Origin of the sequence: Faecalibacterium sp. I3-3-33, from assembly GCF_023347295.1 — a bacterium.
Lineage (GTDB): Bacteria > Bacillota > Clostridia > Oscillospirales > Ruminococcaceae > Faecalibacterium.
In genome coordinates this window covers 2,683,129-2,708,810 of the sequence record NZ_CP094469.1, presented here as the reverse complement: position 1 = coordinate 2,708,810, position 25,682 = coordinate 2,683,129, and the positions used below count along the sequence as shown (strand labels likewise).

24 protein-coding genes are annotated in these 25,682 nt (G+C 59.3%); 8 read left to right on the top strand and 16 right to left on the bottom strand.

Features of this window, described 5'->3' with window-relative positions:
* Nucleotides 1–68: 68 nt before the first annotated feature.
* From atpG to MTP39_RS12640, 13 genes are all read right to left on the bottom strand, one after another.
* Nucleotides 69–917: an ATP synthase F1 subunit gamma gene (atpG, locus tag MTP39_RS12700; protein ID WP_249240796.1), complete on the bottom strand. Its 849-nt coding sequence runs from the start codon at nucleotides 915–917 to the stop codon at nucleotides 69–71.
* 19 nt (nucleotides 918–936) lie between these two features.
* Nucleotides 937–2,457: a F0F1 ATP synthase subunit alpha gene (gene atpA, locus MTP39_RS12695; protein ID WP_005921512.1), complete on the bottom strand. Its 1,521-nt coding sequence runs from the start codon at nucleotides 2,455–2,457 to the stop codon at nucleotides 937–939.
* Nucleotides 2,458–2,547: 90 nt separating this feature from the next.
* Complete coding sequence (gene atpH, locus MTP39_RS12690) at nucleotides 2,548–3,087, bottom strand: ATP synthase F1 subunit delta (protein WP_112090726.1); 540 nt, start codon at nucleotides 3,085–3,087, stop codon at nucleotides 2,548–2,550.
* Complete coding sequence (atpF, locus tag MTP39_RS12685) at nucleotides 3,084–3,590, bottom strand: F0F1 ATP synthase subunit B (RefSeq protein WP_015537344.1); 507 nt, start codon at nucleotides 3,588–3,590, stop codon at nucleotides 3,084–3,086. The genes atpH and atpF overlap by 4 nt, the downstream gene beginning before the upstream one ends.
* 37 nt (nucleotides 3,591–3,627) lie before the next feature.
* Nucleotides 3,628–3,909 (bottom strand): ATP synthase F0 subunit C, encoded by a 282-nt coding sequence (gene atpE, locus MTP39_RS12680; protein WP_005921517.1) that lies wholly within the window; start codon nucleotides 3,907–3,909, stop codon nucleotides 3,628–3,630.
* 51 nt (nucleotides 3,910–3,960) lie between these two features.
* Entirely contained in the window at nucleotides 3,961–4,704 is a 744-nt protein-coding gene (locus tag MTP39_RS12675; RefSeq protein WP_015537345.1) for a F0F1 ATP synthase subunit A, read from the bottom strand.
* The gene (locus MTP39_RS12670) at nucleotides 4,705–5,208 is read right to left on the bottom strand and encodes an ATP synthase subunit I (RefSeq protein WP_005921521.1); all 504 of its coding nucleotides are present in this window, start codon (nucleotides 5,206–5,208) and stop codon (nucleotides 4,705–4,707) included.
* Between the two features lie 15 nt (nucleotides 5,209–5,223).
* Complete coding sequence (locus tag MTP39_RS12665) at nucleotides 5,224–5,484, bottom strand: AtpZ/AtpI family protein (RefSeq protein WP_172679811.1); 261 nt, start codon at nucleotides 5,482–5,484, stop codon at nucleotides 5,224–5,226.
* Between the two features lie 339 nt (nucleotides 5,485–5,823).
* Nucleotides 5,824–7,242: a glycogen synthase GlgA gene (glgA, locus tag MTP39_RS12660; protein ID WP_249240795.1), complete on the bottom strand. Its 1,419-nt coding sequence runs from the start codon at nucleotides 7,240–7,242 to the stop codon at nucleotides 5,824–5,826.
* A 165-nt stretch (nucleotides 7,243–7,407) separates the two neighbouring features.
* Entirely contained in the window at nucleotides 7,408–8,535 is a 1,128-nt protein-coding gene (gene glgD / locus MTP39_RS12655; RefSeq protein WP_097783029.1) for a glucose-1-phosphate adenylyltransferase subunit GlgD, read from the bottom strand.
* Nucleotides 8,529–9,722, bottom strand: a complete 1,194-nt coding sequence (locus MTP39_RS12650; RefSeq protein WP_113621535.1) for a glucose-1-phosphate adenylyltransferase — start codon at nucleotides 9,720–9,722, stop codon at nucleotides 8,529–8,531. The genes glgD and MTP39_RS12650 overlap by 7 nt, the downstream gene beginning before the upstream one ends.
* 86 nt (nucleotides 9,723–9,808) lie before the next feature.
* Nucleotides 9,809–12,076, bottom strand: coding sequence for a 1,4-alpha-glucan branching protein GlgB (gene glgB / locus MTP39_RS12645; RefSeq protein WP_249240794.1), 2,268 nt, complete (start codon nucleotides 12,074–12,076; stop codon nucleotides 9,809–9,811).
* Nucleotides 12,077–12,478: 402 nt separating this feature from the next.
* The gene (locus MTP39_RS12640) at nucleotides 12,479–13,471 is read right to left on the bottom strand and encodes a 3D domain-containing protein (RefSeq protein WP_249240793.1); all 993 of its coding nucleotides are present in this window, start codon (nucleotides 13,469–13,471) and stop codon (nucleotides 12,479–12,481) included.
* A 786-nt stretch (nucleotides 13,472–14,257) separates the two neighbouring features.
* Between MTP39_RS12640 and MTP39_RS12635 the strand changes: the two genes are divergently transcribed.
* The 6 genes from MTP39_RS12635 to MTP39_RS12610 are packed head-to-tail and all read left to right on the top strand — an operon-like array spanning nucleotide 14,258 to nucleotide 19,887.
* A complete protein-coding gene (locus MTP39_RS12635; protein WP_249240792.1) occupies nucleotides 14,258–15,871 on the top strand; it encodes a hypothetical protein in 1,614 nt (537 codons plus the stop codon).
* Between the two features lie 12 nt (nucleotides 15,872–15,883).
* Complete coding sequence (locus MTP39_RS12630; protein WP_249240791.1) at nucleotides 15,884–16,483, top strand: hypothetical protein; 600 nt, start codon at nucleotides 15,884–15,886, stop codon at nucleotides 16,481–16,483.
* On the top strand, nucleotides 16,480–18,975 hold the full coding sequence (locus MTP39_RS12625; RefSeq protein ID WP_249240790.1) for a collagen-like triple helix repeat-containing protein: 2,496 nt from the start codon (nucleotides 16,480–16,482) through the stop codon (nucleotides 18,973–18,975). Before MTP39_RS12630 ends, MTP39_RS12625 begins: the two co-directional genes overlap by 4 nt.
* Nucleotides 18,976–18,990: 15 nt before the next feature.
* A complete protein-coding gene (locus MTP39_RS12620) occupies nucleotides 18,991–19,404 on the top strand; it encodes a YcbK family protein (protein WP_249240789.1) in 414 nt (137 codons plus the stop codon).
* A gap of 5 nt (nucleotides 19,405–19,409) precedes the next feature.
* Nucleotides 19,410–19,628 carry a hypothetical protein gene (locus MTP39_RS12615; RefSeq protein ID WP_055186805.1) on the top strand — a complete coding sequence of 73 codons (219 nt, stop codon included), beginning with the start codon at nucleotides 19,410–19,412 and terminating at the stop codon, nucleotides 19,626–19,628.
* Between the two features lie 4 nt (nucleotides 19,629–19,632).
* Nucleotides 19,633–19,887, top strand: a complete 255-nt coding sequence (locus tag MTP39_RS12610; protein WP_249240788.1) for a phage holin — start codon at nucleotides 19,633–19,635, stop codon at nucleotides 19,885–19,887.
* A gap of 199 nt (nucleotides 19,888–20,086) precedes the next feature.
* On the opposite strand, the gene MTP39_RS12605 is transcribed toward MTP39_RS12610, so the two are convergent.
* From MTP39_RS12605 to MTP39_RS12595, 3 genes are all read right to left on the bottom strand, one after another.
* Nucleotides 20,087–20,686 (bottom strand): ECF transporter S component, encoded by a 600-nt coding sequence (locus MTP39_RS12605; protein WP_249240787.1) that lies wholly within the window; start codon nucleotides 20,684–20,686, stop codon nucleotides 20,087–20,089.
* Nucleotides 20,687–20,826: 140 nt separating this feature from the next.
* Nucleotides 20,827–21,810, bottom strand: a complete 984-nt coding sequence (locus MTP39_RS12600) for a Gfo/Idh/MocA family protein (RefSeq protein WP_249240786.1) — start codon at nucleotides 21,808–21,810, stop codon at nucleotides 20,827–20,829.
* Between the two features lie 27 nt (nucleotides 21,811–21,837).
* The gene (locus MTP39_RS12595) at nucleotides 21,838–22,728 is read right to left on the bottom strand and encodes a type III pantothenate kinase (protein ID WP_249240785.1); all 891 of its coding nucleotides are present in this window, start codon (nucleotides 22,726–22,728) and stop codon (nucleotides 21,838–21,840) included.
* Between the two features lie 184 nt (nucleotides 22,729–22,912).
* Between MTP39_RS12595 and coaBC the strand changes: the two genes are divergently transcribed.
* Both coaBC and murC read left to right on the top strand, forming a co-directional pair.
* Complete coding sequence (gene coaBC / locus MTP39_RS12590) at nucleotides 22,913–24,109, top strand: bifunctional phosphopantothenoylcysteine decarboxylase/phosphopantothenate--cysteine ligase CoaBC (protein WP_249240784.1); 1,197 nt, start codon at nucleotides 22,913–22,915, stop codon at nucleotides 24,107–24,109.
* Between the two features lie 181 nt (nucleotides 24,110–24,290).
* The gene (murC, locus tag MTP39_RS12585; protein WP_015537359.1) at nucleotides 24,291–25,676 is read left to right on the top strand and encodes a UDP-N-acetylmuramate--L-alanine ligase; all 1,386 of its coding nucleotides are present in this window, start codon (nucleotides 24,291–24,293) and stop codon (nucleotides 25,674–25,676) included.
* Nucleotides 25,677–25,682: the final 6 nt, after the last annotated feature.

Here is a 25,682-nt window from a genome sequence, read left to right as displayed (position 1 = left end):
CTTGATAGGTTTTTCCGCTCAAGCTCCCCCTTCGGGGGAGCTGCCGCCGTCAGGCGGCTGAGAGGGTTTTAGTTCTCCGCACCGGCCACGATCTCGGTGATCTCCTGCGTGATGGCAGCCTGACGGGCACGGTTATAATACAGGTTGAGATGGTCGATCATCTCACCGGCGTTCTTGGTGGCAGCGTCCATGGCGGTGCGGCGGGCAGCCAGCTCGCTGGCTACGCTCTCGCACACGGCACCGTAGACGACACCGGCCACATACTCCGGGATGATCGCGCTGAATACTTCCTCGCTGCTGGGCTTATACAAGATCTGACTGCGGCGCGCCTCGGCCTTCTGCTGCTCGGTGGGTTCCATGGCCAGCGGCAGCACCTCGATGGAAACTGCCGTCTGGGTCATCATGGAATCGAACCGGGTGTAGCAGAGCTTTACGGCGTCAAACTCGCCCTTGCGGTACCCTTCGGTGATCTGGCGCGCCAGCTGGAAGCACTGTCCCACCGATACATCGGCGGCCAGCAGCACCTCCTGCGTGAACAGTTCGGCTTCGTGGTGGACAAAATATTCTGCCGAGCGCTTGCCGATGGGCAGCACCTCCACGTTGCCGCTTTCCTGTGCGGCCAGCTTGAGCACGTTGGCGTTGTAACCGCCGGCAAGGCCGCGGTCACCGGCAATGACCACCAGCAGCGTGCGCTTGATCTCGCTGCGGCGCAGGTAGGGGTTGCGGGCCCGGGGGTCCGCTGCCGCGATCTCGGTCAGGGTCTTGTACAGCGTTTCAAAATAGGGTCGGCTGTGCTCGACCCGCTCCTTGGCACGGCGCATTTTGGAGGAAGCCACCAGCTCCATGGCCTTGGTGATCTGCATGGTGCTCTCTACGCTTTTGATGCGCAGCTTGATGTCCTTCATGGAACCAGCCATGCGTTACGCCTCCTTCCCTTTAATGCGCCTTGACAAAGCTTTCGGTATACCGGGTCAGCACGGCTTTGAGCTGCTCCTCGGTGTCCTTATCCAGATTGCCGGTGGTGCGGATGGTGTCCATCACGGCAGCCCCGGCGGCATCGTTGTCCAGATACTCGTACAGGCTCTTCTCGTACTCTGCCACATCCGGCACCTTGACGTTGACAAGGTAGTCATGGATGGTGGCGTACAGGATGGCGACCTGCTTTTCCACAGGTACGGGCGCGGAGCGGTTCTGCTTGAGCACCTCCACGATGCGCTCGCCCTGTGCCAGACGTGCCTTGGTGTCGGCGTCCAGATCAGAGCCGAACTGTGCAAAGGACTGCAGCTCGCGGTACTGGGAGTAGATCAGCTTCAGGGTGCCTGCCACCTTCTTCATGGCCTTGATCTGAGCGTTGCCGCCGACACGGGACACCGAAATACCGGGGTTGACTGCCGGCATAACGCCGGAGTGGAACAGCTCGGTCTCCAGGAAGATCTGACCATCGGTGATGGAGATGACGTTGGTGGGGATGTAGGCGGAAACATCGCCCGCCTGCGTCTCGATGATAGGCAGAGCCGTCAGGCTGCCGCCGCCCAGCTCGTTGGAAAGCTTGGCAGCGCGCTCCAGCAGACGGGAGTGCAGATAGAAAACATCGCCGGGGTAAGCCTCGCGTCCCGGGGGACGGCGGATTAGCAGCGACAGGGCACGGTAAGCCACAGCGTGCTTGGAAAGGTCATCGTAGATGATGAGGACGTGCTTGCCCTGCTGCATGAAGTATTCGCCCATGGCGCAGCCGGAGTAGGGGGCGATATACTGCAGGGGAGACAGCTCGGAGGCGGTAGCGGACACCACGATGGTGTAGCCCATGGCACCGGCTTCGGTCAGGCTCTGCACAAGGTTTGCCACGGTAGAGCGCTTCTGACCGATGGCAACGTAAATGCAGATAACGTCCTTGCCCTTCTGGTTGATGATGGTATCGGAAGCGATGGTGGTCTTGCCGGTCTGGCGGTCACCGATGATCAGCTCGCGCTGGCCACGTCCGATGGGGATCATGGAGTCGATAGCCTTGATACCGGTCTGCAGCGGTTCCTTGACGGGCTGGCGCTCGATGATGCCGGGCGCGCGGCTCTCGATGGCGCGGTATTCGGTGGTCTCAATGGGGCCTGCGCCGTCGATGGGCTGACCCAGTGCGTTGACCACGCGGCCGATCATGGCATCGCCCACCGGCACGGAGACTACCTTGCCGGTGCGCTTGACGATGCTGCCTTCTTTGATGCCGGCATCCGAGCCCAGCAGCACGATGGAAACGGTATTTTCCTCAAGGTTCTGGGCCATACCGTATTCGCCGTTGTCAAACTGGAGCAGCTCGCCTGCCATGCACTTTTCCAGACCGCTGGCCCGGGCGATGCCATCGCCCACCATAATGACCGTGCCGGTCTCGCTCTGCTCGATGGCATTTTCGTAATGCTTGATCTGCGCACGGATGATCTTGGAGATCTCTTCAGGTTTCAGTTGCATCTTTGTTTGTTCACCACTCAATTCATAATAGTCATTTCGGGTGGAAATTCGTTCTGTGCTCTGCCCCGTTTGCAAAGGGCAGGGGAAAAGTTACAAAGTGACCGCCGCAATATCCCGGCGCAGGGAGGCAAGGCGGTTCTGGACGGTGCCGTCCAGCTCGGTGCCCTCGATATCCAGCCGGATACCGCCCAGCACCTTGGCGTCCACCTTGGTTTTAAGGTCGATGGTCTTGCCGGTCAGGCTTTCCAGCTTGGCGTGCAGCGCCGCGCGCTGCTGCTCTGTCAGCGGGACAGCCGAGATGGCTGTGGCTTCCAGAATGCCGTGCGCCTGATTGTAGCGGATGCGGTAAGCCCGTGCGCAGCCGGACAGCTCCCGCAGGGTGCCCTTCTCGCACAGGATCTTTAAAAAGTTCAGCACATAGAGGTGGACCTGCCCGCGCAGGGCTTCGTCCAGCAGGCCGCAGCGCTCCTTTTTGGGGATGCTGGGGGTGCTGAGCAGCCGCAGGTAGTCCGGGTTTTGCTTGAGAAGCTGTTGCACCTCGTCAAGTTCGCCCAGAATGCGGGTCTCCAGCCCTTCCTCTGCCGCCAGATCGTACAGACTGCCGCCGTACATCTTTGCAGTTTCGGTCATGATGCTTCACCCACGTTTTTGATAAATTCGTCGATCAGGTCCTTGTGGTCCTTCTCGCTGATCTCGCGCTCCACCACCTTGGATGCGATCTCCATGGCAATGCCGCCGATCTCGTCCTTGACCTCGTTCACGGCCTTCTTGCGCTCCTGCGCAATGTCAGCCTCGGCCTTCTGCTTCAGCGCAGCAGCCTGTGCGCGGGCCTCGCCCACGATCTCTTCCGAGCGGGCGGTGGCGGTCTTTTGCGCCGTAGCTACGATCTGGTTGGCCTCGGTGCGGGCGTTCTGCAGGTTCTGCTCGTACTCCGCCTTCATGGCCTCGGCCTCGGTGCGCAGTTTCTGTGCATCCGCGATCTCGCTGTCGGCCTTGGCCTTGCGGTCGGCGATCACCTGTTTGATCGGCTTCAGCAGGAACTTTTTGAAGATGACCAGCTGGATCATCAGGTTGCAGATCTGGGCCAGAAAGGTCCAGCCATCCAGCGTGATCAACGCCTGATACAGTTCCATAAGCGTCTCCTTTCGTTATTTTTTCGGATCGGGAGGCTTATGCCAGATACTTCATGAACATACCGGGTGCCAGGAAGATCAGCAGCAGGCCGGTAACAAAGCCGTAGATACCGGTGGTCTCAGAAAGGGCAACGCCGAGGATCAGGGTGCTGGTAACGTCGCTCTTGCACTCCGGCTGACGGCCAACGGCCTCACAGGCAGCAGCAGCAGCGTTGCCTTCGCCGATACCGGGGCCGATACCTGCGATCAGTGCGCAGCCTGCGCCGATGCCGCAGCCTGCCAGAGCGATACCACGAGCCAGATACTGGAAATCAGTCATAAGATTTGTCCTCCTAAAATGTGTTTGTGTTTTGGGGGATGCCGGAAGGCCTTAGTCCTCACCGGCAGCACGTTTGATGAAGATTGTGGTCAGGGTACAGAAGATGAACGCCTGAATGCAGCCGCCGAACCAGTCGAAATACAGGCCGGTAAAGGCCGGGATGCCGATCTGGAACAGCTGGATCTGACTCAGGAAGCCCGGCAGCCAGCCAAAGATGACGTGGCTCAGGCTTGCCAGTGCCCAGTACAGCAGTGTGGAGATGACCGTACCGGACAGGATGTTGCCGAAGTGACGGAACGCCATGCTGACAGGGGTAGAGATCTCTGACAGCACATTGATGGGTGCCATGATAAAGATCGGATCGAGCAGACCCTTGAGGTAGGCCAGAATGCCGTTCGTTTTGATCTTGTAGTACATGATCAGAACAAACACCACGATGGCCCACGCTGCCTCGGTGTTCAGGTCGGCCGTGGGGCTCCACAGGCCGACGACGCTGATCAGGTTGCACCCGATGCTCAGTGCAAAAATAGCACCGACCAGGGGGATATACTGATCGAAGTGGAAGCCCATGTTGTCGTGCACGAACTGTTCCAGCCGCGTTACGATGAACTCGGCTGCGGCCTGTCGTTTGGACACATTTTCCAGCTTGAGGTCGTGCCCCAGCCAGATGGCAAAACCCGAGAGCAGCGCCATGACGATCCAAGTGCTTACCAAGGTCTGGGTAATTTTAAAATCACCCAGCAGGGGGATATTGGTGTGGATGGTATACAGGATCTTTGCGCCGTTCAGTTCCATTTATTCTTGTTCACCCCCTTCGTCACGGGGCTGCACCGCAGACTCCTCGGCGGGGGCGGGGTCATCTTCCACAGCGATGTCCACCGGCTCCTGCGGGGGCGTGAGCGGCTTGTACTTCCCGGTTATCTGGAGATAATAGATCGTAACTCTGGGGAACAGCAGCGGCAGAACGCCCGCAAACGCTTGGAAGCAGGGAGCCGCAATGGCTATGATGATCCACAGCGCCTGCAGCAGCATCCTTGTATTATAGGATATCTGCAGCTGCGCTTTACGCTTTTTTTCGTCCGGCTCGTCAATGACCTTCTGCACCACGAAGCAGATGCCGGCAAAGTTGCCGATAGCCACCAGTGCGCCGATGATGCCGCCCAGCAGCACCCGGTAGTCAAAGACCACCCAGCCCACCAGATGCAGCGCTGCAAACACCACCCACATCACGGCGGTGCATAAGGACACGCCGCAGGCGATGCGCAGCAGCTCCTTTTTGGATTCCGGCTGCAATTTCATAAAAACGGACCTCCATTACTGGTGGGAGTTAAAGCCCACCCGATGATTTTTTTCGTGTTTGGAGCGTTCCAGCCGTTCCTTGCAGAACACCCAGAAGTTCTGCGCCCCGGCGGCAAGCCCCAGACCCACAGCGGGCAAAAACAGCCATTCCGGCCAGCCCCAGTGCTCCACAGCCCACCAGCACCCGGCAAGGCAGAGCACCAGCGGCAGCAGCATATTCAGCCCCAGCTGGGTCAGCCAGACCAGATCTTCCAAAGCCTTGTACCAGCCCTTCAAGTTCTGCGCCGCTCCTTTCTGCGGGTGCCGCCCGCATTCCAGCATTTGGAAAAAATGCCAGAGACGGACAGGCAGCCAAAAAGTCTATGCCCTCAGTATACTTCAAAGCGTCGGATATTGCAATCAATTCTCCACCGAAATATAGTAAAATTTCATAGTTTGTTAAGACTGATTCCATAAATGTGCGCCTATAACACACATTGTGCGCCTGTGGGCACATCATTGCACAAACTTTGCGGAAAAGTTTGTGCAGAGTGTAAAAAAGCGGAAAAAGAAGCAAAAAAGGGGCTGCCGCACGTTTGTGCGGCAGCCCCGGCGGGTGCTTTGGGATTCAGGCGCTTACCAGAGGTTTGCGGTCTCGTTATACAGACCCTCGTAGCTCTTGGCGGAAACGTCCCAGCTGAAATCGCACTCCATGCAGTGACGCACGAGGTTCTTCCAGTTTTCCTTGTTGTTGTAGGCATCCTGTGCGTTGCAGCAGGCTACGTACAGCTCGTGGGCGTTGTAACCGGCAAAGGTAAAGCCGTTGCCGTCACCCATGGTGCTGTCGTGGATGGAGTCGCGCAGACCGCCGGTCTCGCGGACGATGGGAGGTGTGCCGTAGCGGCAGGCCACCATCTGTGCCAGACCGCAGGGCTCGCTCTTGGAGGGCATGATGAAGGCGTCTGCACCGGCGTAGATCTCCTGCGAGAGCTTGGGCTCAAAGCCGATGTAGGTGCCCACGCGGCCCGGGTGACGGCCGCACAGGTCAGAGAAGAAGTTCTCGTACTGGCTCTCGCCGCTGCCCAGAATGACCAGCTGGATGCCGCGGTCCACCAGACCGTCAGCGATGCTCTGCACCAGATCAAAGCCCTTCATGCCCACCATGCGGCTGACCATGCCAAAGACGGGGCTGCCGTCTTTGTTCAGACCAAACCTGTCCTGCAAAGCTTCCTTGCACTTGGCCTTGCCGGTCTCAAAGGTCTTGATGCTGTAATTGAAGGGGATGTTCTTGTCGGTGGCGGGGTCGTTGGCGTCCATGTCAATGCCGTTCAGGATGCCGCACAGCTTGTACTGCTTCTCACGCAGCAGAGCGTCCAGACCGTAGCTGAACCACGGGTCTAAAATCTCCTGTGCGTAGGTGGGGCTGACGGTGGTGATCTTGTCGGCGGTCTCGAAAGCGCCCTTCATGAAGTTGGCGCAGCCGTCGTACTCCACGATATGCTGGTCCCGGTGGCCGATGCCGCAGGTGTCCTCCAGAATATCGGTGCCGTACTTGCCCTGATAGGCGATGTTGTGGATGGTGAACACGGTCTTGATGCGGTTGAACTTGTCCAGATGACGATAGTACAGGTTCAGGTACACCGGCACCAGAGCGGTCTGCCAGTCGTTGCAGTTGATGATATCGGGGGTGAAGTCGATGTAGAACAAAGTCTCCAGCACGGCGCGGGAGAAGAAGGCGAAGCGCTCGCCGTCATCGTAGAAGCCGTACAGGCCGCGGCGCTTGAAGTAATACTCGTTGTCCAGGAAGTAGTAGGTCACGCCGTCCACATCGGCCTTGAACAGGCCGCAGTACTGGCTGCGCCAGCCCACAGGCACGGAGTAGTTGGTAACGTATTCCAGCTTATCGCGGAACTTCAAATCGCCGTACAGGGGCATGATGACGCGGGCGTCCACGCCGTCCTTGACCAGCGCTTTGGGCAGGGCACCTGCCACATCGGCCAGACCGCCGGATTTGGCAAAGGGATTGGCTTCCGAAGCAGCATACAGGATCTTCATAGGATTCGCTCCTTCCATGATACAGGCAGATGTTCGCGCTCCCCGCCGCCGTGAAAAGCGGCGCGAACCATGCATACAAAAGAGCAGGCGGGGGCACACAGGTGCCCCCGCCCCTCTCAAGAGGGGCTACCGGGGAGGAAGCCGCCCCTATGGATATTGCATCGATCAGACGGTGTGATTCTTCTGAACGTAGACCGGGAAGCTCTCGGTGCCGGACAGCTTTTTGCCGGCGGTGATCTTCACGTTCTTATCGGTGACAACGCAGTCCAACTCCACGTTGGGCTCGACCACGGTATCCTGCATCAGGACACAGTTCTTGACCACGGCACCCTTCTTGACCTTGACGCCGCGGAAGAGCACGCAGTTCTCCACGGTGCCCTCGATGACGCAGCCATCAGCCAGAATGGAATCCACGACCTTGGAACCGGTGACGTAACGGGTGGGGTTATCATCACGGATCTTGGTGTAGATGGGGCTGCCCTTGGGGAACAGCGCTTCCAGATTGCGGTCATCGATCAGCTTCAGGTTCTCGTCAAAGTAGCTCTTCATGTCGCAGATATGGGCGACATAGCCAGTGTACTCCAGAGCGTGGATGTTCAGGATGTTGACGTTGTGTGCCAGAATGTCGCGCTCGAAGTAGATCAGACCACGGGCGGTGGCGTCCTTGACCAGCTTGATTAGGGTCTCGCGCTCCAGCACATAGATGTTCAGATCCAGATTCTGCACGCCGGAGCGGTAGTCGTTGAACAGCAGCTCGGTCACGCGGCCATCGGAATCAATGGTCAGGGTGTAGTTGTCGTTCTTGCGGCCCTCGGGGATCTCGGTCTTCTGGTAAGCCACGGTCACATCGGCACCGCTGGCCTGATGGGCAGCCAGCAGGGCGTTGAAGTCGTAGTTGACGGCGATGTTGGCATCGCTCATGACCACATACTTCTCCTTCTGGTGCTCGAGGAAGCTCAGAATGGAGCCCAAAGCCTCCACACGGCCGGAGTAGATGCGCACGCCCTTTTCTGCAAAGGGAGGCACGATGTTCAGGCCGCCGTGACGGCGGGCCATATCCCACTCGCGGCCGGTGCCCAGATGATCCATCAGGGAGTGGTAGTTCTTACGCACCACGATGGAAACGTTGGAAATGCCGCAGTTGGCCATGCTGGACAGCACAAAGTCTACCATGCGGTAACGGCCCGCAAAGGGGATCGAGGCCATTGCGCGCTCGGTCACCAGCTCGGGAACGGTATTGTCATAGCTGTTGGGGAAAATGATACCCAACGCATTGGTGTTCTGTCTCAGCATACTTCCACACCCTCCTTGACGGATTCAAACACTTTTGCGCCCTCCTTGACGGTAGCGCCTGCGCCGATGGTCAGACCGGTGCCAACGTGGGCAATTGCGCCCTCGCCGCCGACCTTTGCACCTGCGCCCACAACAACGTCCTCAGCAAGGATGCAGCGCTTGACCACGGCACCTGCCTTGACCACGACACCGTCCATCAGCACGGCGTCCTCAACGGTAGCGCCCTCTTCCACAACAACGCCCGCGCTCAGGACAGAGTGCTTGACGTTGCCGTAGATCTTGCAGCCCTCGGTGATGAGGGAGTCCTGCACAACAGCGCGCTCGCCGATCTTCTGGGCGGGCAGCACGGGGTTGCGGCTGTAGATCTTCCAAGTCTTATCAAAGATATCAATGCCGGAGTTCTCGGGGTCCAGCACTTCCATGTTGGCTTCCCACAGGCTGTCGATGGTGCCGACGTCGCGCCAGTAACCGGCAAAGCGGTAGGCGTACATCTTGCGGCCATCACGCAGCAGGGCGGGGATGATGTTCATGCCGAAATCGTTCTTGGAGTTGGGGTCGGCCTCGTCCTCGATCAGATACTTCTTGAGCACATCCCAGTTGAAGATATAGATGCCCATGGATGCCAGATTGGACTTGGGCACCGGGGGCTTTTCTTGGAACTCGGTGATGCGGTCGTTCTCGTCCGCCACCATCAGGCCGAAGCGGGAAGCTTCCTTCCAGTCCACTTCCATAACGGCCACAGAGAACTCTGCGCCCTTTTCCTTGTGGAAGCGCAGGAAGTCGGCGTAGTCCTGCTTGCAGATCTGGTCGCCGGACAGGATGATGACGTATTCGGGATTATAGCTGTCGATGAAGCCGATATTCTGGTAGATGGCGTTTGCGGTGCCCTTGTACCAGTCGGTGCCGTTTGCCTGCTCATAAGGGGGCAGGGTGTGCACACCGCCGTGCAGACGGTCCAGATCCCAAGGCTGACCGTTACCGATGTACTCGTTCAGCTTCTGGGGCTGGTACTGCGTTGCGATACCGACCGTGTCGATATCGGAGTTGACGCAGTTGGACAGTGGGAAGTCCACAATGCGGTACTTGCCGCCGAAGGACACCGCAGGTTTTGCCGTCTTTTGTGTCAGCGCGTATAAGCGCGAGCCACGTCCACCGGCAAGGATCATTGCCACGATTTCTTTTGCCATAGCTTTATTCTCCCCTTTAGCATTTCCTTTTTGGAAATGATAGTCAACAGTTCAGAATGTTCGTGCGTGCATCCGTGTGGGCATCCTTATTCCTTGGGTGCTTTTGCTTTGCGGGTGCGCTTTGCGGGTTTGGTTTCTGTTTCGGTCTCAGGCTTTGCTTTTGCCGCAGTCTTTGCCTTGGCGGCGGTTTTCTTTACCGGCTTGTCCGCTGCGGCCTTGGGCTTGGCAGCGGTCTTTTTTGCTTTATCCGGTTTTTCATCCGCCGTTTCGACGGCCTTGGCCTTGGTGGTGCGGGTCTTTTTTACCGGCTTGTCGGCGTCCGGCTCGGCTTTGGCCTTGCGGGTCGTCTTTTTTACCGCCTTTTCCACGGCGTCCTTGACGGAGGTCTTTTTAGCGGTCTTTTTTGCCGGTTTATCCGCGCTGTCCTCTGCTGCCTTGCGGGTGCGCTTTGTGGGCACCTCAAAGTACAGGGTGCTCATGGGCGGCAGGGTAACGGTGATGCTCTGCTCAAAGCCGTGCTGCGGCTTTTTGTGGGTACGCACCGGCTTGTTGTGCACGGTGCCGGAGCCGCCGAAAGCAGCATCGTCACTGTTCAGGATCTCCTTATAGGTGCCGGATACCGGTGCGCCGAGGGTGTAGCCCTCGCGCAGGACGGGGTTGAAGTTGCAGATGACAAGGATCTGCTTACCGGCGGCGTCCTTACGCAGGAAGGCGATGACGCTCTGCTGCGAGTCGTCCGGCACGATCCACTGGAAGCCCTCCCAACTGTAATCGATCTGCCAGAGGGCAGGGTGCTCTTTATAAAAGGCGTTCAGGGTGCGGACGTAGTTCTGCAGCTCGGCGTGCTTGTCATAGTCCAGCAGCATCCAGTCCAGCTGCTTTGTCTCGTTCCACTCGGCAAACTGACCGAACTCCTGTCCCATGAACAACAGCTTCTTGCCCGGGTGTGCCATCATATAGCCGAAGAAGGTGCGCAGATTGGCAAACTTGTCGTCATACTCGCCGGGCATCTTATTCAGCAGGCTGCCCTTGCCGTGCACCACTTCATCGTGGCTGATGGGCAGGACAAAGTTCTCGCTGAAAGCGTAGAAGAAGCTGAAGGTCACCTTGTTGTGGTTGCCGGCGCGGAACAGCGGGTCGGTCTTCATGTAGCTGAGCATATCGTTCATCCAGCCCATGTTCCACTTGAAGTTGAAGCCTAAGCCCCCGTCCGAAGCGGGCTTTGTGACCATAGGCCACGCGGTGGACTCCTCAGCGATCATGTACTTGTGGGGGTGACGGCCCAGCACGGTGTTGTTCAGCTTGCGCAGGAAGGCGATAGCTTCAAGGTTCTCCTTGCCGCCGTCCTTATTGGGCTCCCATTCGCCCTGCTTGCGGTTGTAGTCCAGATACAGCATGGAAGCTACGGCGTCCACCCGCAGACCATCAATGTGGTACTGCTCCAGCCAGTACAGTGCGCTGGAAATGAGGAAGCTCTGCACCTCGTTGCGGCCAAAGTCGAACACCATGGTGCCCCACTCCTTGTGCTCGCCGCGCTTGGGGTTGGGGTCCTCGTAGCAGGCCTCGCCGTCAAAATTGTACAGGCCGAACTGATCTTTGGGGAAGTGGGCGGGCACCCAGTCCATGATGACGCCGATGCCTGCGGCGTGCATCTTATCCACAAAGGCCATAAAGTCCTTGGGGGTGCCGTAGCGGCTGGTGGGTGCAAAATAGCCGGTGACCTGATAGCCCCAGCTGCCGTCAAACGGATATTCCATCACCGGCAGCAGCTCTACATGGGTGTAGCCCATATCCTTGATGTACGGGATCAGCTCGTCCGCCAGCTCGGAGTAGTTGTAGGGCTTGCCGCCCTCCTTCATCTTCCAGCTGCCGGCGTGCATCTCGTAGATATTCATCGGGCCGTTGATCACGTCCGCCTTTTTCTGTGCGGTCTGCCAGGCGGCATCGTGCCATGCAAAGCCGGACAGATCGTAGACCTTGCTGCCGTTGGACGGCCGGGTCTCAGCGTGGAAGGCGTAAGGATCGGCCTTGTAGACAAGGTCGCCTGCGCGGGTGGTCACGCAATATTTATAAACATCGTATTCCTTCATGCCGGGAATGAACAATTCCCACACGGAATCGCCATCCACCTTGCGCATGGGATGGCTGCCGGGCTTCCAGCTGTTGAAGTCACCCACAACACTGATGGCTGCGGCGTGCGGTGCCCATACACGGAACACGACGCCGGACTCCCCGACCCGCGTTTCCAGATGTGCGCCGAAGTAGCGATAAGCCTCGCAGTTATTGCCCTGCTTGAACAGGTACACCGGCAGATCCGATGTATTGCTCTGAATCTTTTCTTCGGTCGGTTTCATAGACTGCTCCTCCCCGTGCGGAAGCCGAAAGCGGCTTGCGCAGCTTTGTACTCTTTTATATTAAAAGGTTTTTACCATTTTTGCAAGACTTTTTGTCCAAAAATCAAATACAATTACTACAAAATTTCTTTCTTTCTCTGTATGTTGTAGGCATACTATCTAAAATTTGCGGCTTGACATCGTGTAAACTGCTCATTTGCCAAACGGTTTTAGCGAAAGCGTTGCGAAAAAAGAAGGAAGGGTTTCGGTTAAAGTCCCTTCCTGTGAAAATGGAGCACCGGAGCGTCCGCAGACGCTCCGGTGCTCCGAAATAAAAAACAGTTCTTCCGCTCACATCAAAAGAGACCGCTGCACAGTTTGTACAGCGGTCTCTTTGCGTGGTTATTGTGTTTTGTTTACAGCTCAGTCCACAACGTAGACATTGACCTGAATCGCGCCGTTGATGACGCTTTCGGCGTAGGTCTCGTAGAACAGGTCTACAAGGATCTGCCCCTTCTGGACGGCGATGCCGGTATCGGTGGCTACGGCGTAGCCGTAGACGAACTTGCCGTCGGTGGAGGTGATGTAGAGCTTGGTGCCGTAGGGGATCACGTCCGGGTCCACAGCCACGGTGCCGTAGCCCAGACCCAGACCGGAAGAACCCTTGCCGGTACGGGAATAGTAGCCGGTGGCCTTGCCGGTGAGCACCTTGCTATAAGAGGTGGGGGCGTTGGTGGTGCCGTCCGCGCCGGTCAGGGGGGACACCGGCGCGCCTGCGCCGTAGGTCTTGATGACGTGGTCGGTGGGTTCTACCGTGGTGGTGGTATCCACAACGGTGCTGTTCTCCAGCTCACCGTCCACATAGCGGTCACGGGTGGTCACGGTCTGCTGACCGGCTGCGCCGTGCTGCAGGGTGGTGGTGCGGCCGGTGTTGCGGAAGTACAGGCTGGTGTAGACATACTGGGTGTCGTAGGGAATGGCCTGTGTCTCCACACGCTCTTCGTAGTCCACGCGGTGGACCACGATCTTGCTGCCGGCGGTCACAACATGATCCAGCGCCGGCTCGGTGTAGTCGTCCCCTTCAAGGGTGATACCGGCGCGCTCCAGTGCATCGGCTACGGTGCCAAACACCAGCTTTACCGGGTACTCCTGCCCGTCGGCGGTGATGCTGACGGAGAATGCGCGCTCGATATTCAGGGAGGCAAGATTGCCGCTGAATGCGGTGTAGTAGACCTCATCGCCCTCTTCAGAGCGGATGCCGGAAAGGTGCATGACCTGTGCAGGGGAAGCATCGGCATCGGTCAAAAGGACCTGCCGTGCACCATTGGAGTCGGTGACGTAGGTCAGCCGCAGATTTGCAGCGGTGACGCCAAGGGTAGCCACAAGGCATACCACCATGACACAAAATGCCAGCACACGGGGAGATACTGCCTGCTTTGCGGCAGTAACTGCTTTCTTCAATTTAACGGAAGCGATACGAGACAACTCCTCTCTTTGTCGTATTTGGTGCGGCCGCGGGTAGTGCATCGGCACCCCGGCCGCCCGGACTGCGGCGGCTGGGGATATAAGTGCCGCACAGTCAAATACGATGCTCTCTTTGGGTAAAAAGCGGAGCACCGTATTACAGGGTGGAATCCGTTTTGGGCAGACCACAAAACTGCCCCGGCACGGGCCGCATCTGCCCATGCCGTGCCGTACGCAGGACGGCTTTTTACTTCATCCAGATAGAATTTAAACGCTGCAACGTTCGTTGCGCAAACGTTATTTTACCAGACTGTAAAGCATCTGTCAAATTTGCGTCTTGCGCTTTGTTAGATTTGTAACATTATTTTTTGTGCAATTTCCACAGTGTTTCTTTTGATATTTTGGTTTTTAGGTGGTTTCCTTCTGATTTTTTCCATTTTTCTGCGGGTGATCCGTTCATGAATTTTTAACATTTGTATCATCTTTTTTCCCTGCAAATAAGGCCGCAGCAGCAGCCGCTGCGCCCAAAACAAGATGCCCCACATCGCGGGTTTTGCATGGAAAACCCGCAGGGGAATTACCCTATTTCAGTAGGGTGGAAGGGGCTGTATTTCCGATGCAAAAACCCCGTTTAGCAAAATGCCGAAGAACAGAAAATTTCACATTTTCTGTACACTCTGGATAGTTTTGCACCCCCGGCGGTACAATCGGGACAGCAAACAGAAAAGGAGGTTTTGCATGGAGATCGAGATCCTCAAGCAGCAGTGCGGCGGCACCGAATTTGTGCCCCAGCCGCATCGGCTGCACCTTGGCGCACAGAACGCCGAGGGGGTGGACAGGCTGCAGTTCATCCTGCCCGCAGCGTGGGCAGGGTGCACCATGGCGCTGTATCTGCGCCGCAGCGACGGGGTGCGGCTGGCCGCCATTCCGCTGGACACCGACGGCAGCGTGACGGTGGACCGCCGCCTGACCGGCAGCGTGCGGGGACAGTGGATGCTGGCCGCCATGGGCAGCGGCGGCTACACCGCCTACACCCGCCCCGGCAGCTACGATGTGTACGCCACCCTGCCCACGGATGGCGGCAGTGAGGAGCTGCCGCCCTCGGTGTACGAGCAGTTCGTAGCCCGCGTGCTGGAAAGCGCCCGCGCCGCAGCGGAAAGCGCCCGCCGCGCCGAGAACGGTGCGGCAGACACCGCCGTACAGGCGGCGCTGGCGCAAAAGGCTGCGGACAAAATTCTGGCCGACCGCACCGATGCCGATGCCTGCGCAAAGCGTGCAGAGGCCGCTGCACTGCGTGCAGAGAGCTACGCGCCCAAGGACGGCACCGTGCTGAGCGTGAACAGCAAGGGCGGCGCGGTGCAGTTGGACGCACAGGATGTGGCAGCGGTGCCGCTCCCGGCGCAGCCTTTGCCCGGCGAGGTGGTGCGCATCCTCAGCGTGGATACCGCCACCGGCGCGGTGCAGACCGATACCACCCCGCTGCCGGACCTGCGCCCCTATGTGCGCAGCGAGACCGTGCCCACAGCAGCAACGCCCGGCGCGGTGCGGGCAGACGGGCAGTACGGTGTTGCGGTGCGGACAGACGCCACCCTGACCACTGTGCCCGCTACGGCGGCGCAGCTGGACCGCATGACCGAGGCCTACGCGCCCCTGACCCCGGCGCTGCTGCCCTACGGCGTCAAAAAGGCACTGACCAGTGCCGCCGGGGCAGCAAGCTGGTCTGCGCAGGAAAAGGCGGCAGCGTTATTGCAGCTGGGCGCAGATGACCGGTTCTATTCCAAGGCCGAAGCGGACCGGAAATTCAGCACAGGCTACACCCTGCCGTGTGCCACCGCAGCCGTGCTGGGCGGCGTGAAAGCCGGGCGGGGGTTGACCGTGAGCGCGGACGGCACGCTGGAAGTGACAGCGGAAAATCTTGACACGGTGCTGGGCTTTCGCTTGGCCGAAAAACTGAAACGACTGGAAAGGATGATGGACATGGACGGAAAGCTGGTCTACACCGGCGCAGGCGTTGCGGGCAAGGTCGCAACGAGCTTGACTGTGCCGGAGACGGCGGATTACATCGTGGTAAAGATGCTGGCACCCGCAGCGCTTGAAAGCGGCGGCAACACCTCTACCGGTGTGGGAACGGCTGCGGACTATGGCAGCACCCGCATCGTGCGGGGCGGTACGGCGGTGGCCATGGTAGGCGGCCTGAAATACGACCTCAGCAGCGGCGTGAAGTGCAGCGGCGCAGCGCCCGTGCGGATGAGCTTTGCGGCAGACGGCACGCTGAACGTGGACGCTGCGAGAACGGACGCGTCGGGCGATCACAAGTATCCCTTCAACGTGGAGGGCTATCAGTATGTGTAAGGGTGGTGCAGCATGAATGAGATGACCATCCGGCTGGAGCGCAACGGTGCGGCAGCGGTGCCCGGCGGGCAGCTGCTGCTGGGGTACGCGGGCAACCGGGGCAACTACCGGCTGCGCATCGAGCAGCGGGGCGAGTGGAAGGGGCTGACGGTATGCGCCCACTGGCACACCCCCGGCGCAAGCGCGGCCACACTGGTGGAAAGCGGCTTTCTGACCGTTCCGGCAGCGGTGACGGCAGTGCCCGGCACGGGCTGCATCACCTTTGAGGGCACGGACGGCAGCCGCACCGTGACAAGTGCCGATGTGCGGTGCAAAGTATGCGCCAACAGCGGCACGGCAGAGGGCACGATGCCTGCACCGGCTACCCCGGCGTGGGAGGCACTGGTAGGGCTGCTGGGCACAGGCGGCATTACCACCGCAGAAAAACAGGCGCTGCTGGCGATCCTGCGGCTTCTGGCGGCGGGCAATGACGCGGCCATGGCGGCCTGCGACCGCTTGGCGGCATTATGGGGCACTACGCAGCCGGAAAAGCCGGATCAGCCGACAGACACGGTTTTTGCCGTGCTGGGGCAGGCAGTCCTTGGAAAAATGATCTTAGGGAGGAACAAATGAGCTACGAAAAACAGAATTTTGTGGACGGCCAGACCTTGACGGCTGCCCAGCTGAACCACATGGAAGCGGGCATTGCAGCCGCCGCCACAGGCGTCAAAGGCGATAAGGGAGATAAGGGCGACACCGGCCCGGCGGGCCCGAAAGGCGACAAGGGCGACCCCGGTGATCTGGGTACGGCGACCGCAGCACCTGTCTACGCGCCCAGCCGCATGGGCTGCGTGAACTATGCGGACGTGGCTGGCTGCGACTATGCGCAGATCATCATCTACGGCCAGAGTCTTGCCTCCGGCACCGAGAGCCAGATCGCACTGACCGATACGGCACTGGACGGTGTGTACATGGTGGGCAGCAGCGCGCACTGGTATCAGGCTGCCACCACCACCGGCCTGAACCCCTGCAAGAACGCGGGCTTTGAATCCCCCATCGTCGCAGCGGTGAACCACTTTGCCACCATGTACCGCAGACACCGGGACGCGGGACAGAAGTTTATCGCAAACTCTACCGGTCTGGGCGGACGTTCCATCGAGCGACTCTCCAAGGGCTGCACCAGCTATGGCTACGAGTATCTGTACAAGGACGCCTTTCTGGACTATCTGGACAACACCAAGGCTGCTGTCACTGCGCAGAACAAGACCGTGAAGTGCGTAGCCGTTATCTTCATGCAGGGCGAGTACAACTACGACGGCCACAACAGCGGGCAGGGCTTTACCAACGGCACGGACGGCACTACCGACAAGGCTGAGTACAAGCAGTATCTGCTCCAGCTGAAGAAGGATATGCAGGCCGACATCATGGCCAAGTACGGCCAGACCGAGCCGCCGCTGTTCTTCGTGTACCAGCCCGGTGGTGCGTTCATCACCAACGCCACCAGCAGCATCAACATGGCGCAGCAGGAGGCCGCAGCCGAGTGTGAGGACATGATCCTGCTGGGCAGCGCAATGCCCTGTCAGCGCTTTGCAGGCGGCCACATGACCTCCAACGGCTACCGCTGGCAGGGCGAGATGATCGGCAAGCAGCTGGCCGAGACCTTCCTGTGGGGCATGGCAGACCGGACGGTCATCGACCGCGCCATCACCGTGGAGGGCAACAAGGTCTGCATCGACTACGAGGTGCCGGTGCCGCCGCTGGTGGCAGATACCTACACGGTACAGGCGCAGCCCAACTACGGCTTCTCCGTCTATGTGGACGGCGTGGGCGTGACCGTAGAAAAGGCCGAGATACAGAACACCCGGGTGGTGCTGACCTGCGGGCAGGAACTGCATGGCAAGGTGGCAGTAAAGTATGCGGGCAACGCCGTGGGCGACCGTGAGCACCGCGGCATCGGCAACATCCGCGACAGCGACCGCTACACCAGCCTGTACCTGTACGCAGACGATACCAACGAGACCTCCTCGGCGGGCAACACCGTGGACTACCGCCCCAAAACGGCAGATGGCGAGAGCCTGAGCGGAAAGCACTATCCCCTGTGCAACTGGGCAAGCCATGCGTACCGGGAGATCATCGTGAGCGCCATCCCCGCTACCGACTTTACCCCCAAGCTATCCGGCAGCAAGGCAAGCGTGGGCGATATCCTGACCCTGAACGTCAGCTATACCCCCGCCAATGCAAACAGCGGTCTGGGCGTCACATGGAAGGTGTCGGACAGCACCAAGGCCAAACTGGAAAACGGAAAGCTGACCATTCTGGGCGGCGGCAACAATGATACGGTGACCGTGACCGGCACGCTGGAAAACGGCGTGGAGCGGAGCGTGAGCGTGACCATTGTGGTGAGCGATAACCCCTATGCAGCCTACTATGGTTACTGGGACTTTACCGGCGGCAGCGCAGCCAACAAGACCACCGCAAAGAACCTTGCGACCAAAAAGGATGACAGCATTCTGGTGAACGTGAATGGCACCGAAAGCGGCTATCTGACCGGGGACGGCCTGACGCTGGCTGCAAACAGTGCCGTGAAGATCCCCGTGGTAAGCGGGATGCCGGACGGCATCGAGATCTACATGGACTTCACGCTCCCTGCAAGCCTGTACGGAGATGGCCTGAGCAATAAGGGCTTTATTTCGCTGGCAAAGGGCACTGCGAATGTGCTCGCCTTCGGCAGCGAGCTGTACAGCTATGCGTGGCCTTCGATCTATGGCATTGCGGAAGGAAAAACGGCAGAAGCAGACTGCGCATGGCGCTGGGCGACAGACGCCGGTGGCACTTCACTGGGAAACACCTATATGTGGTGGGGTGCCGAGTCCCTGCACCAGCATCTGCGGCTGCGGCTGAACACCTCCGGCGGCGGTGAGTTTGCGATGCAGGCAAATACAAACGGCGACAACTGGTGCACCTGGACACTGCCTACCTATGGCGGCGCAGAGAACAAGTACCCCGGCTTCAAGGCCTTCAAGAGCGCCTGTGACGCGATCCTTCTGGGCAACCGTGCGACCCTGAATTTCTGCCCCGCAGGCACTATCCTCCATAGCGCCTACATCAAGGAATACAACGGTTAAGAAAGGATGTGAACTATGGCGATTAAGCAGTATAGCCTTACCAAAGACGGTAACCGCCGCCTTGCACCGGACTTTAAGGTGCGGGAGCTGCGCTGCCAGGACGGCACCGACACCGTTATGGTGGACGAGGTGCTGACCGTGGTGCTCCAGTGTATCCGGGAGCACTTTGGGAAGCCGGTGACCATTACCAGCGGGTACCGGACGGCAGCGCACAATGCGGCCGTGGGCGGTGCCAAGAGCAGCCAGCATCTGCTGGGCCGGGCGGCAGACATCCGGGTGGAGGACGTGAGCGTGGAGGACGTGGCCGCCTACACCGAAAGCCTGATGCCGGACTGGGGCGGCGTGGGACGCTACCCCGTCAAGGCGGGCAGAACTACCGGCTGGGTGCACGTGGATACCCGGGCAGACAAAGCCCGGTGGAGGGGGTGAGCGCGATGACAAGCATCATCTCGGCCATCATCGCAGGCGCGGTGACCCTGATCGGCGTGCTGATCGCCAACGGAAAAAGCCAAGCGGTGACCGACACCAAGCTGGAGGAACTGACCCGGGAGGTGCGGGAGCATAACAACTTTGCCCGCCGCGTACCCATTCTAGAAGAACAGATGAAGGTGGCAAACCACCGCATCGCAGATTTAGAGAAAGAGAGGAACTGAACCTATGAACGATACCCATTGCAAAATTTCTGCCGCCACACTGGCGCGCACGGCTGCGCTGGCACTGGCACTGACCAATCAGGTGCTGAGCGCCTGCGGCAAGCCCATGCTGCCAATCGAGAGTGCCACCGTGGAACAGCTGGTGACCACCGGCCTGACCGTGACCGCCGCCCTTGTGGGCTGGTGGAAGAATAACTCCTTCACCCCGGAAGCTATCAAGGCCGATGGCTATCTGGAACAGCTGAGGGAAAAGCAGTAAAAGCCGCCGGGCAGACGGGACGATATTTTTGTGAATAGGGCAATGCCGGAGCGTCTGCGGACGCTCCGGCATTGCATTTTCACAGGGAGGATATTGGAGCCGTTTCCAACAAAAAACTCCCCCGGCGGGTTGCCGGAGGAGCATTCATTTTTCTATTCTAAACACGGATGCGCCGCCCTGACATGGTGCGCAGCCGGGCTTACTTCAGGAACTTTGCCACGGCGCGGGCGACGATGCCGCCCAGAATGCCGGACACCAGAAATTCGGCTACGCCCTGCACGCCAACCAGCAGCACAACGAACATGAAGGGGTTGGCAGCGCCCTTGACGGACACCAGATTCTGCACATAGTCGCAGCCGTAGAAGGCCAGCACGATGTAGCCCATGAAGAACAGGGTGTTCAGGGCGGGTGCGGTCATGGCGCTGAGGATGTAGCTCCAGGTGCGGGACTTGTCCAGCTTCCGCAGCGCCTGGAAGATCAGGCCGCAGCACAGACCCATGAGCACACGCATGCCCACGCACAGGATAAAGGTGTTCAGCGGGCTGACCTGAAACAGTGCGCCGGTCATGGCAGAAGCGCCGGTGATGGCATCGTAGAAGCTCACAGCGCCGAACACGCCGCCCAGCAGCGCGCCCACAGCGGGACCCATGGTGATGGCACCCACGGCGATGGGCAGGGTGAGAAAGCTCATGTACAGCGGGCCCATGGGCACACTGCCCAGACCGACAAGCTTCATCACCAGTTCAATGGCCACCAGCAGGGCCACACGAGTCAAGGTCTTCGTATTGGTATTCTTCATAATTCAGTTTTCCTCCTGCTGCCGTTCCGCCCTTTGTTGTCGGATACGGCGCAAACCTGCCCGCTCTGTGCGGGTTTTAGGTGAATCTTCAAATCTTTGGAAGCGCGTAGTTGTCAGGGCGTGTTCCAGAGAAAAATGCGTTAGAATCTGTCACCGGGGAAGCGCACCCCGGCGCTGCGGCGCGCCACCGTGAGGACCCGGCTCACCGCGATGCTGGTGTCCAGCATCCGGGTGCACAGTTCTTGGTCTCCGGTGGTCATGGCGCGGTAAAAGGCCTCGAACTCTGCCGCCTGCCGGGGACGGTCTCCGTTCAGGTTATAGTGCTCCTCCTTGCCCTCGTTGGGATGGAAGGTCACGCCGCCGCAGTAGTTCGGGGTGGATTTTTGCAGAATATAGCCCTTTGTGCCCTGAATGATGCAGCGGGCAGGAGCTGCGCAGTCCTTGGCGGCAAGGCTTACCGCCTTGAAGCCGCTGTAATCCATCATCAGCACACCGCTGGTGTCGATATTGCGCTCCATGTTGGCGGCATACACCGCCTTGTTGGGCTCACCGAACAGACCCACGATGTAGCTGACGTTGTACACGCCCAAGTCCATCAGTGCACCGCCCGCGCACAGCGGGTCGAACACCGGCGGGGTCTGCCCGGCGCAAAAGGCATCGTACCGGCTGGAATACTGGCTGAAGCTGCACTGTACCATACGCACTGTACCCACCCGGGGCAGCAGCTCCCGGAGCTTTGCGTAGTTGGGCTGGTACTGGGTGGTGATCGCCTCAAAGAGGAACAGCCGCTTGCGCTGTGCCAGCGCAGCCAGTTCCTCGGTCTCGGCGGCGGTCACCGCCATGGGCTTTTCCACAATGACGTGCTTACCCGCTTCCAACGCCACCCGGGCGTAGCGGGCGTGCTGCAAGTTGGGCACGGCGATGTAGACCGCGTCTACCCATTGCAGCAGTTCAAAGTAATTGGTGGTGTGCTGCGGGATCTGATATTGTGCACACAGCTCTGCGGCCTTTGCCGCCGAGCGCGGGGTGCTGCACACCGCCTGCACAGTAAACGGCGTGTGCTCCACAAGCCATGGCAAAAATTCCTGCACGATCTTACCCGTGCCAAGAATGCCCAGTTTCATAATGCTCTCCCTTATCCTCTTGTTCCCTCAGCCTACCAGCGCCTCCGGCTCGCGGCGGGTGCGGCGGTTGGGGTACGGGTGCTTTGCCCGGGGGCGTCCCTGCTGACCGTAGTGTCTGCCGCCGCCATGGCTGCGGCCGTGCTCCTGCGGGGCGTTCAGCTGGTACAGCAGTGCCAGCCCCTTCATCAGCAGCTCGGGGTCATAGGTCAGGGGATGACGGCACAGCGGGGTGACGTACTTTGCCAGACCGCCGGTGACCACCAGCGTAGCCGGGCAGCCCAGCTCTTCCTCAATGCGCTGCACCATGCCGTCGATGAGCACGGCGGTGCCCAGCACCGAGCCGGATAGCATACAGCTTTCGGTATTGGTGCCGATGGCTTTTTTCGGGGAGCCCAGATGCACCTGCGGCAGCTGGGCACAGCGCTCGCCCAGTGCGCGCAGCCCGGTGGAAAGGCCGGGGCAGATCACGCCGCCCCGGAATACCCGATCCTTGTCCACCACATTAAAGGTAGTGGCGGTGCCAAGGTCTACCGTGACGACCGGCAGCGGAAAGTTTGCCGCCGCGTAGGCGGCATCCACCAGCCTGTCCTTGCCCACGGCGCGGGGCTCGTCCACCCCCATGGTCAGCCCGGTGCGGATGTCCGGCGAAATGATGACCGGCTTTTTGCCGGTGTAGTGACGGGCGCACTCGGCCAGTGCCCCGGTGATCTGGGGCACTACGCTGGTAAGCACCGCGCCTTCAAAGCGCATGGGACGCTCCGGGTGGCGGCGGTGCGCAAAAATTTTATCCATTTCGGCACGATATTCCGCAGCCGTGCGGGTGCGCACCGTGTCCATGCGCGCCACAAAGCATACACGTCCGTCCCGGATGCCCCCAAGGGCGACGGTGGTGTTGCCTATATCAATGGCTAAGATCATAATTCTGTTTTCCTTTTCAATATAAAAGAAAAGAACCGGTTTGCTCTTTGTCAAGCGTATTTTACCGCATTTTTGCGCAGGATACAAGTTCCCGGCAAAGATTTTGTTGTGCTGGTGGAAGTTTTGCATTATACTAAGGTAAGATATGTGGAAAAGAACTGTTTTTCCGGGAGGTAAACGAACCATGGATCTGAACGGCAAGTGCGTCCTGCTGGGCGTGAGCGGCGGCATTGCCGCCTATAAGATGGCCAATGTGGCCAGTGCACTGCGCAAGCTGGGTGCGGATGTGGAGGTCATCATGACCCAAAATGCCACCCAGTTCATCACCCCTCTCACCTTTGAGACCCTGACCGGCCACAAGTGCATGGTGGACACCTTTGACCGGGATTTCAAGTTTGAGGTCACCCACATCTCGCTGGCAAAAAAAGCGGATGTGATCCTTGTAGCTCCCGCCACCGCCAACGTGATCGCAAAGATGGCGCACGGCATTGCGGACGATATGCTTACCACCGTGGTGCTGGCCGCTAAGTGCCCGAAGCTTGTGTCTCCCGCCATGAACACCGGCATGCTGGAAAACCCCATCACGCAGGATAACCTTGCCACGTTGGAGCGGTACGGCTTTACCGTCATCCCCTCCGAAAGCGGTGTGCTGGCCTGCAAGGATGTGGGCAGCGGACGCCTGCCCAAGGAAGAAGTGCTGATCGAGCACATTCTGCACGCCATTGCCCGCCCGAAGGATCTGGCAGGGCTGCGCATCGCGGTGACCGCCGGCCCCACGCAGGAGGCGCTGGACCCGGTGCGCTACCTGACCAACCACTCCACCGGCAAGATGGGCTACGCCCTTGCCCGCGCCGCCGCCATGCGGGGCGCCGAAGTGACCCTGATCCACGGGCAGACCGCGCTGCCGCCGGTCAAGTTCACCACCGATGTGCCGGTGACCACCGCCCGGCAGATGTACGAGGCAGTGACTGACCGCTTTGACACCACCGATGTGCTCATCATGGCCGCTGCCGTGGCGGACTACCGCCCCGCCACTGTGGCAGATGATAAGATCAAAAAGAAGGAAGGCGACCTTTCCATCCCGGTGGAGCGCACCGAGGACATCCTTGGCACCATCGGCCCCCGCAAGACCCACCAGTTCCTGTGCGGCTTTTCCATGGAGACCCGGGACCTTGTGGAAAACTCTTCCGCGAAGCTTGCCAAGAAAAATCTGGACATGGTGGTGGCCAACAACCTCAAGGTGGCCGGTGCAGGCTTTGGGGTGGACACCAACGTGGTCACCTTCATCACCCCGGACGGCACACGGGAGCTGCCTCTGATGAGCAAGGCAGACGTGGCCGATGCCATTCTGGACGAGATCCTGCGGCGGCGGGCAAAGTAATACTACCGGGATTTTGTTGTACACATATCACAAAATTCACTAAAACTTTATGGTTCTTTCCGAAAATTCGGCCTTACCTGTTTATTTTATGCTGCAAAAATTATATAATAAGAGTGTGTCCCCATATTTGGAAGGAATCGGTCTGCGCTGCAGCCGTTAATATTTGGAGGAGAGCCTTACTATGTTCATGTACTCGGATTATAGCCAGCATCTGCTGGACCATGTAAAGAAGATCCATTTTATCGGCTGCGGCGGCAGCGGAATGTACCCGCTGATCCAGATTTTGGCCGCCAAGGGCTACGAGCTGTCCGGCAGCGATGTGCTGGACGGCAGCATCATCCGCTACGAGCGGGAGATGGGCGTGAAGGTCAGCCTTGGCCACAATGCGGATAACGTTGTCGGCGCGGACATGGTGGTGTACTCTGCCGCCATCTCCAAGGACAACGTGGAGCTGAACGCAGCCGCCTCCTACGGCATTCCCACCGTGGAGCGCAGCGTGCTGCTGGGCTATGTGAGCCGCCTGTACAAGCAGAGCATCTGCGTGTCCGGCACCCACGGCAAGACCACTACCACCTCCATGATCACCACTGCGCTGGAACTGGCAGGCCGCGACCCCTCTGCCGTCATCGGCGGCAAGCTGCCCCTCATCAACGGCTACGGCAAGGCTGGCAAGGGCGATGATATCGTTATCGAGGCCTGCGAGTTCGCCGAGACCTTCCTGAAGCTGACCCCCTATCTGTCCGTGGTGCTGAACATCGACAACGACCATCTGGACTACTACGGCAGCATGGGCGAGCTGAAGTTCGCCTTCAAGCGCTTTGCCCTGATGACCCAGTTCATGATCTTTGCCAACGCCGACGACAAGAACACCATGGACGTGATGTACACGCTGGACCGCCGGGTGCGCACCTTTGCCATCGACAACCACGGCGACTACCGCGCTGTCAACATCAATGAGTATAAGCCCGGCTTCTTCGAGTTTGACCTGAAGGAGTGGAACACCACCGACACCACCCGCATCCGCCTGTCCGTGCCCGGCCGCCACAATATTTATAATGCACTGGCCATGTGCGCCGTGTGCCGCTTTGTGGGCCTGAGCGCCGAGCAGTGCGCCGAGGCTGCCCTGAACTTCAAGGGTGCAGGCCGCCGCTTTGAGGTGTACGGCGAGTGCAACGGTGCGCTGGTCATTGATGACTACGCTCACCACCCCACCGAGCTGCGCGCCACCCTGAACACTGCCAAGGAGATGGGCTATAAGCGTCTGATCGCCGTCCACCAGCCGTTTACATACAGCCGCACCAAGATGCTGTTCAACGACTTTGTGGATGTGCTCAAGATCCCGGACATCACGGTGCTGACCCCCATCATGGGCAGCCGCGAGCCCAACGACCCCACCATTACCAGCGCAAAGCTGGCAGCGCAGATCCCCGGTTCTGTGCTGGTGAACAGCCTGCAGGAAGCCGCCGACTGGGTCAAGCAGAACGCCCAGCCCGGCGATCTGGTCATCACCCTCGGCTGCGGCGATATCTATAAAGCCAGCAAGATGATGGTGGAAAAGGATCAGTAAGTTTAT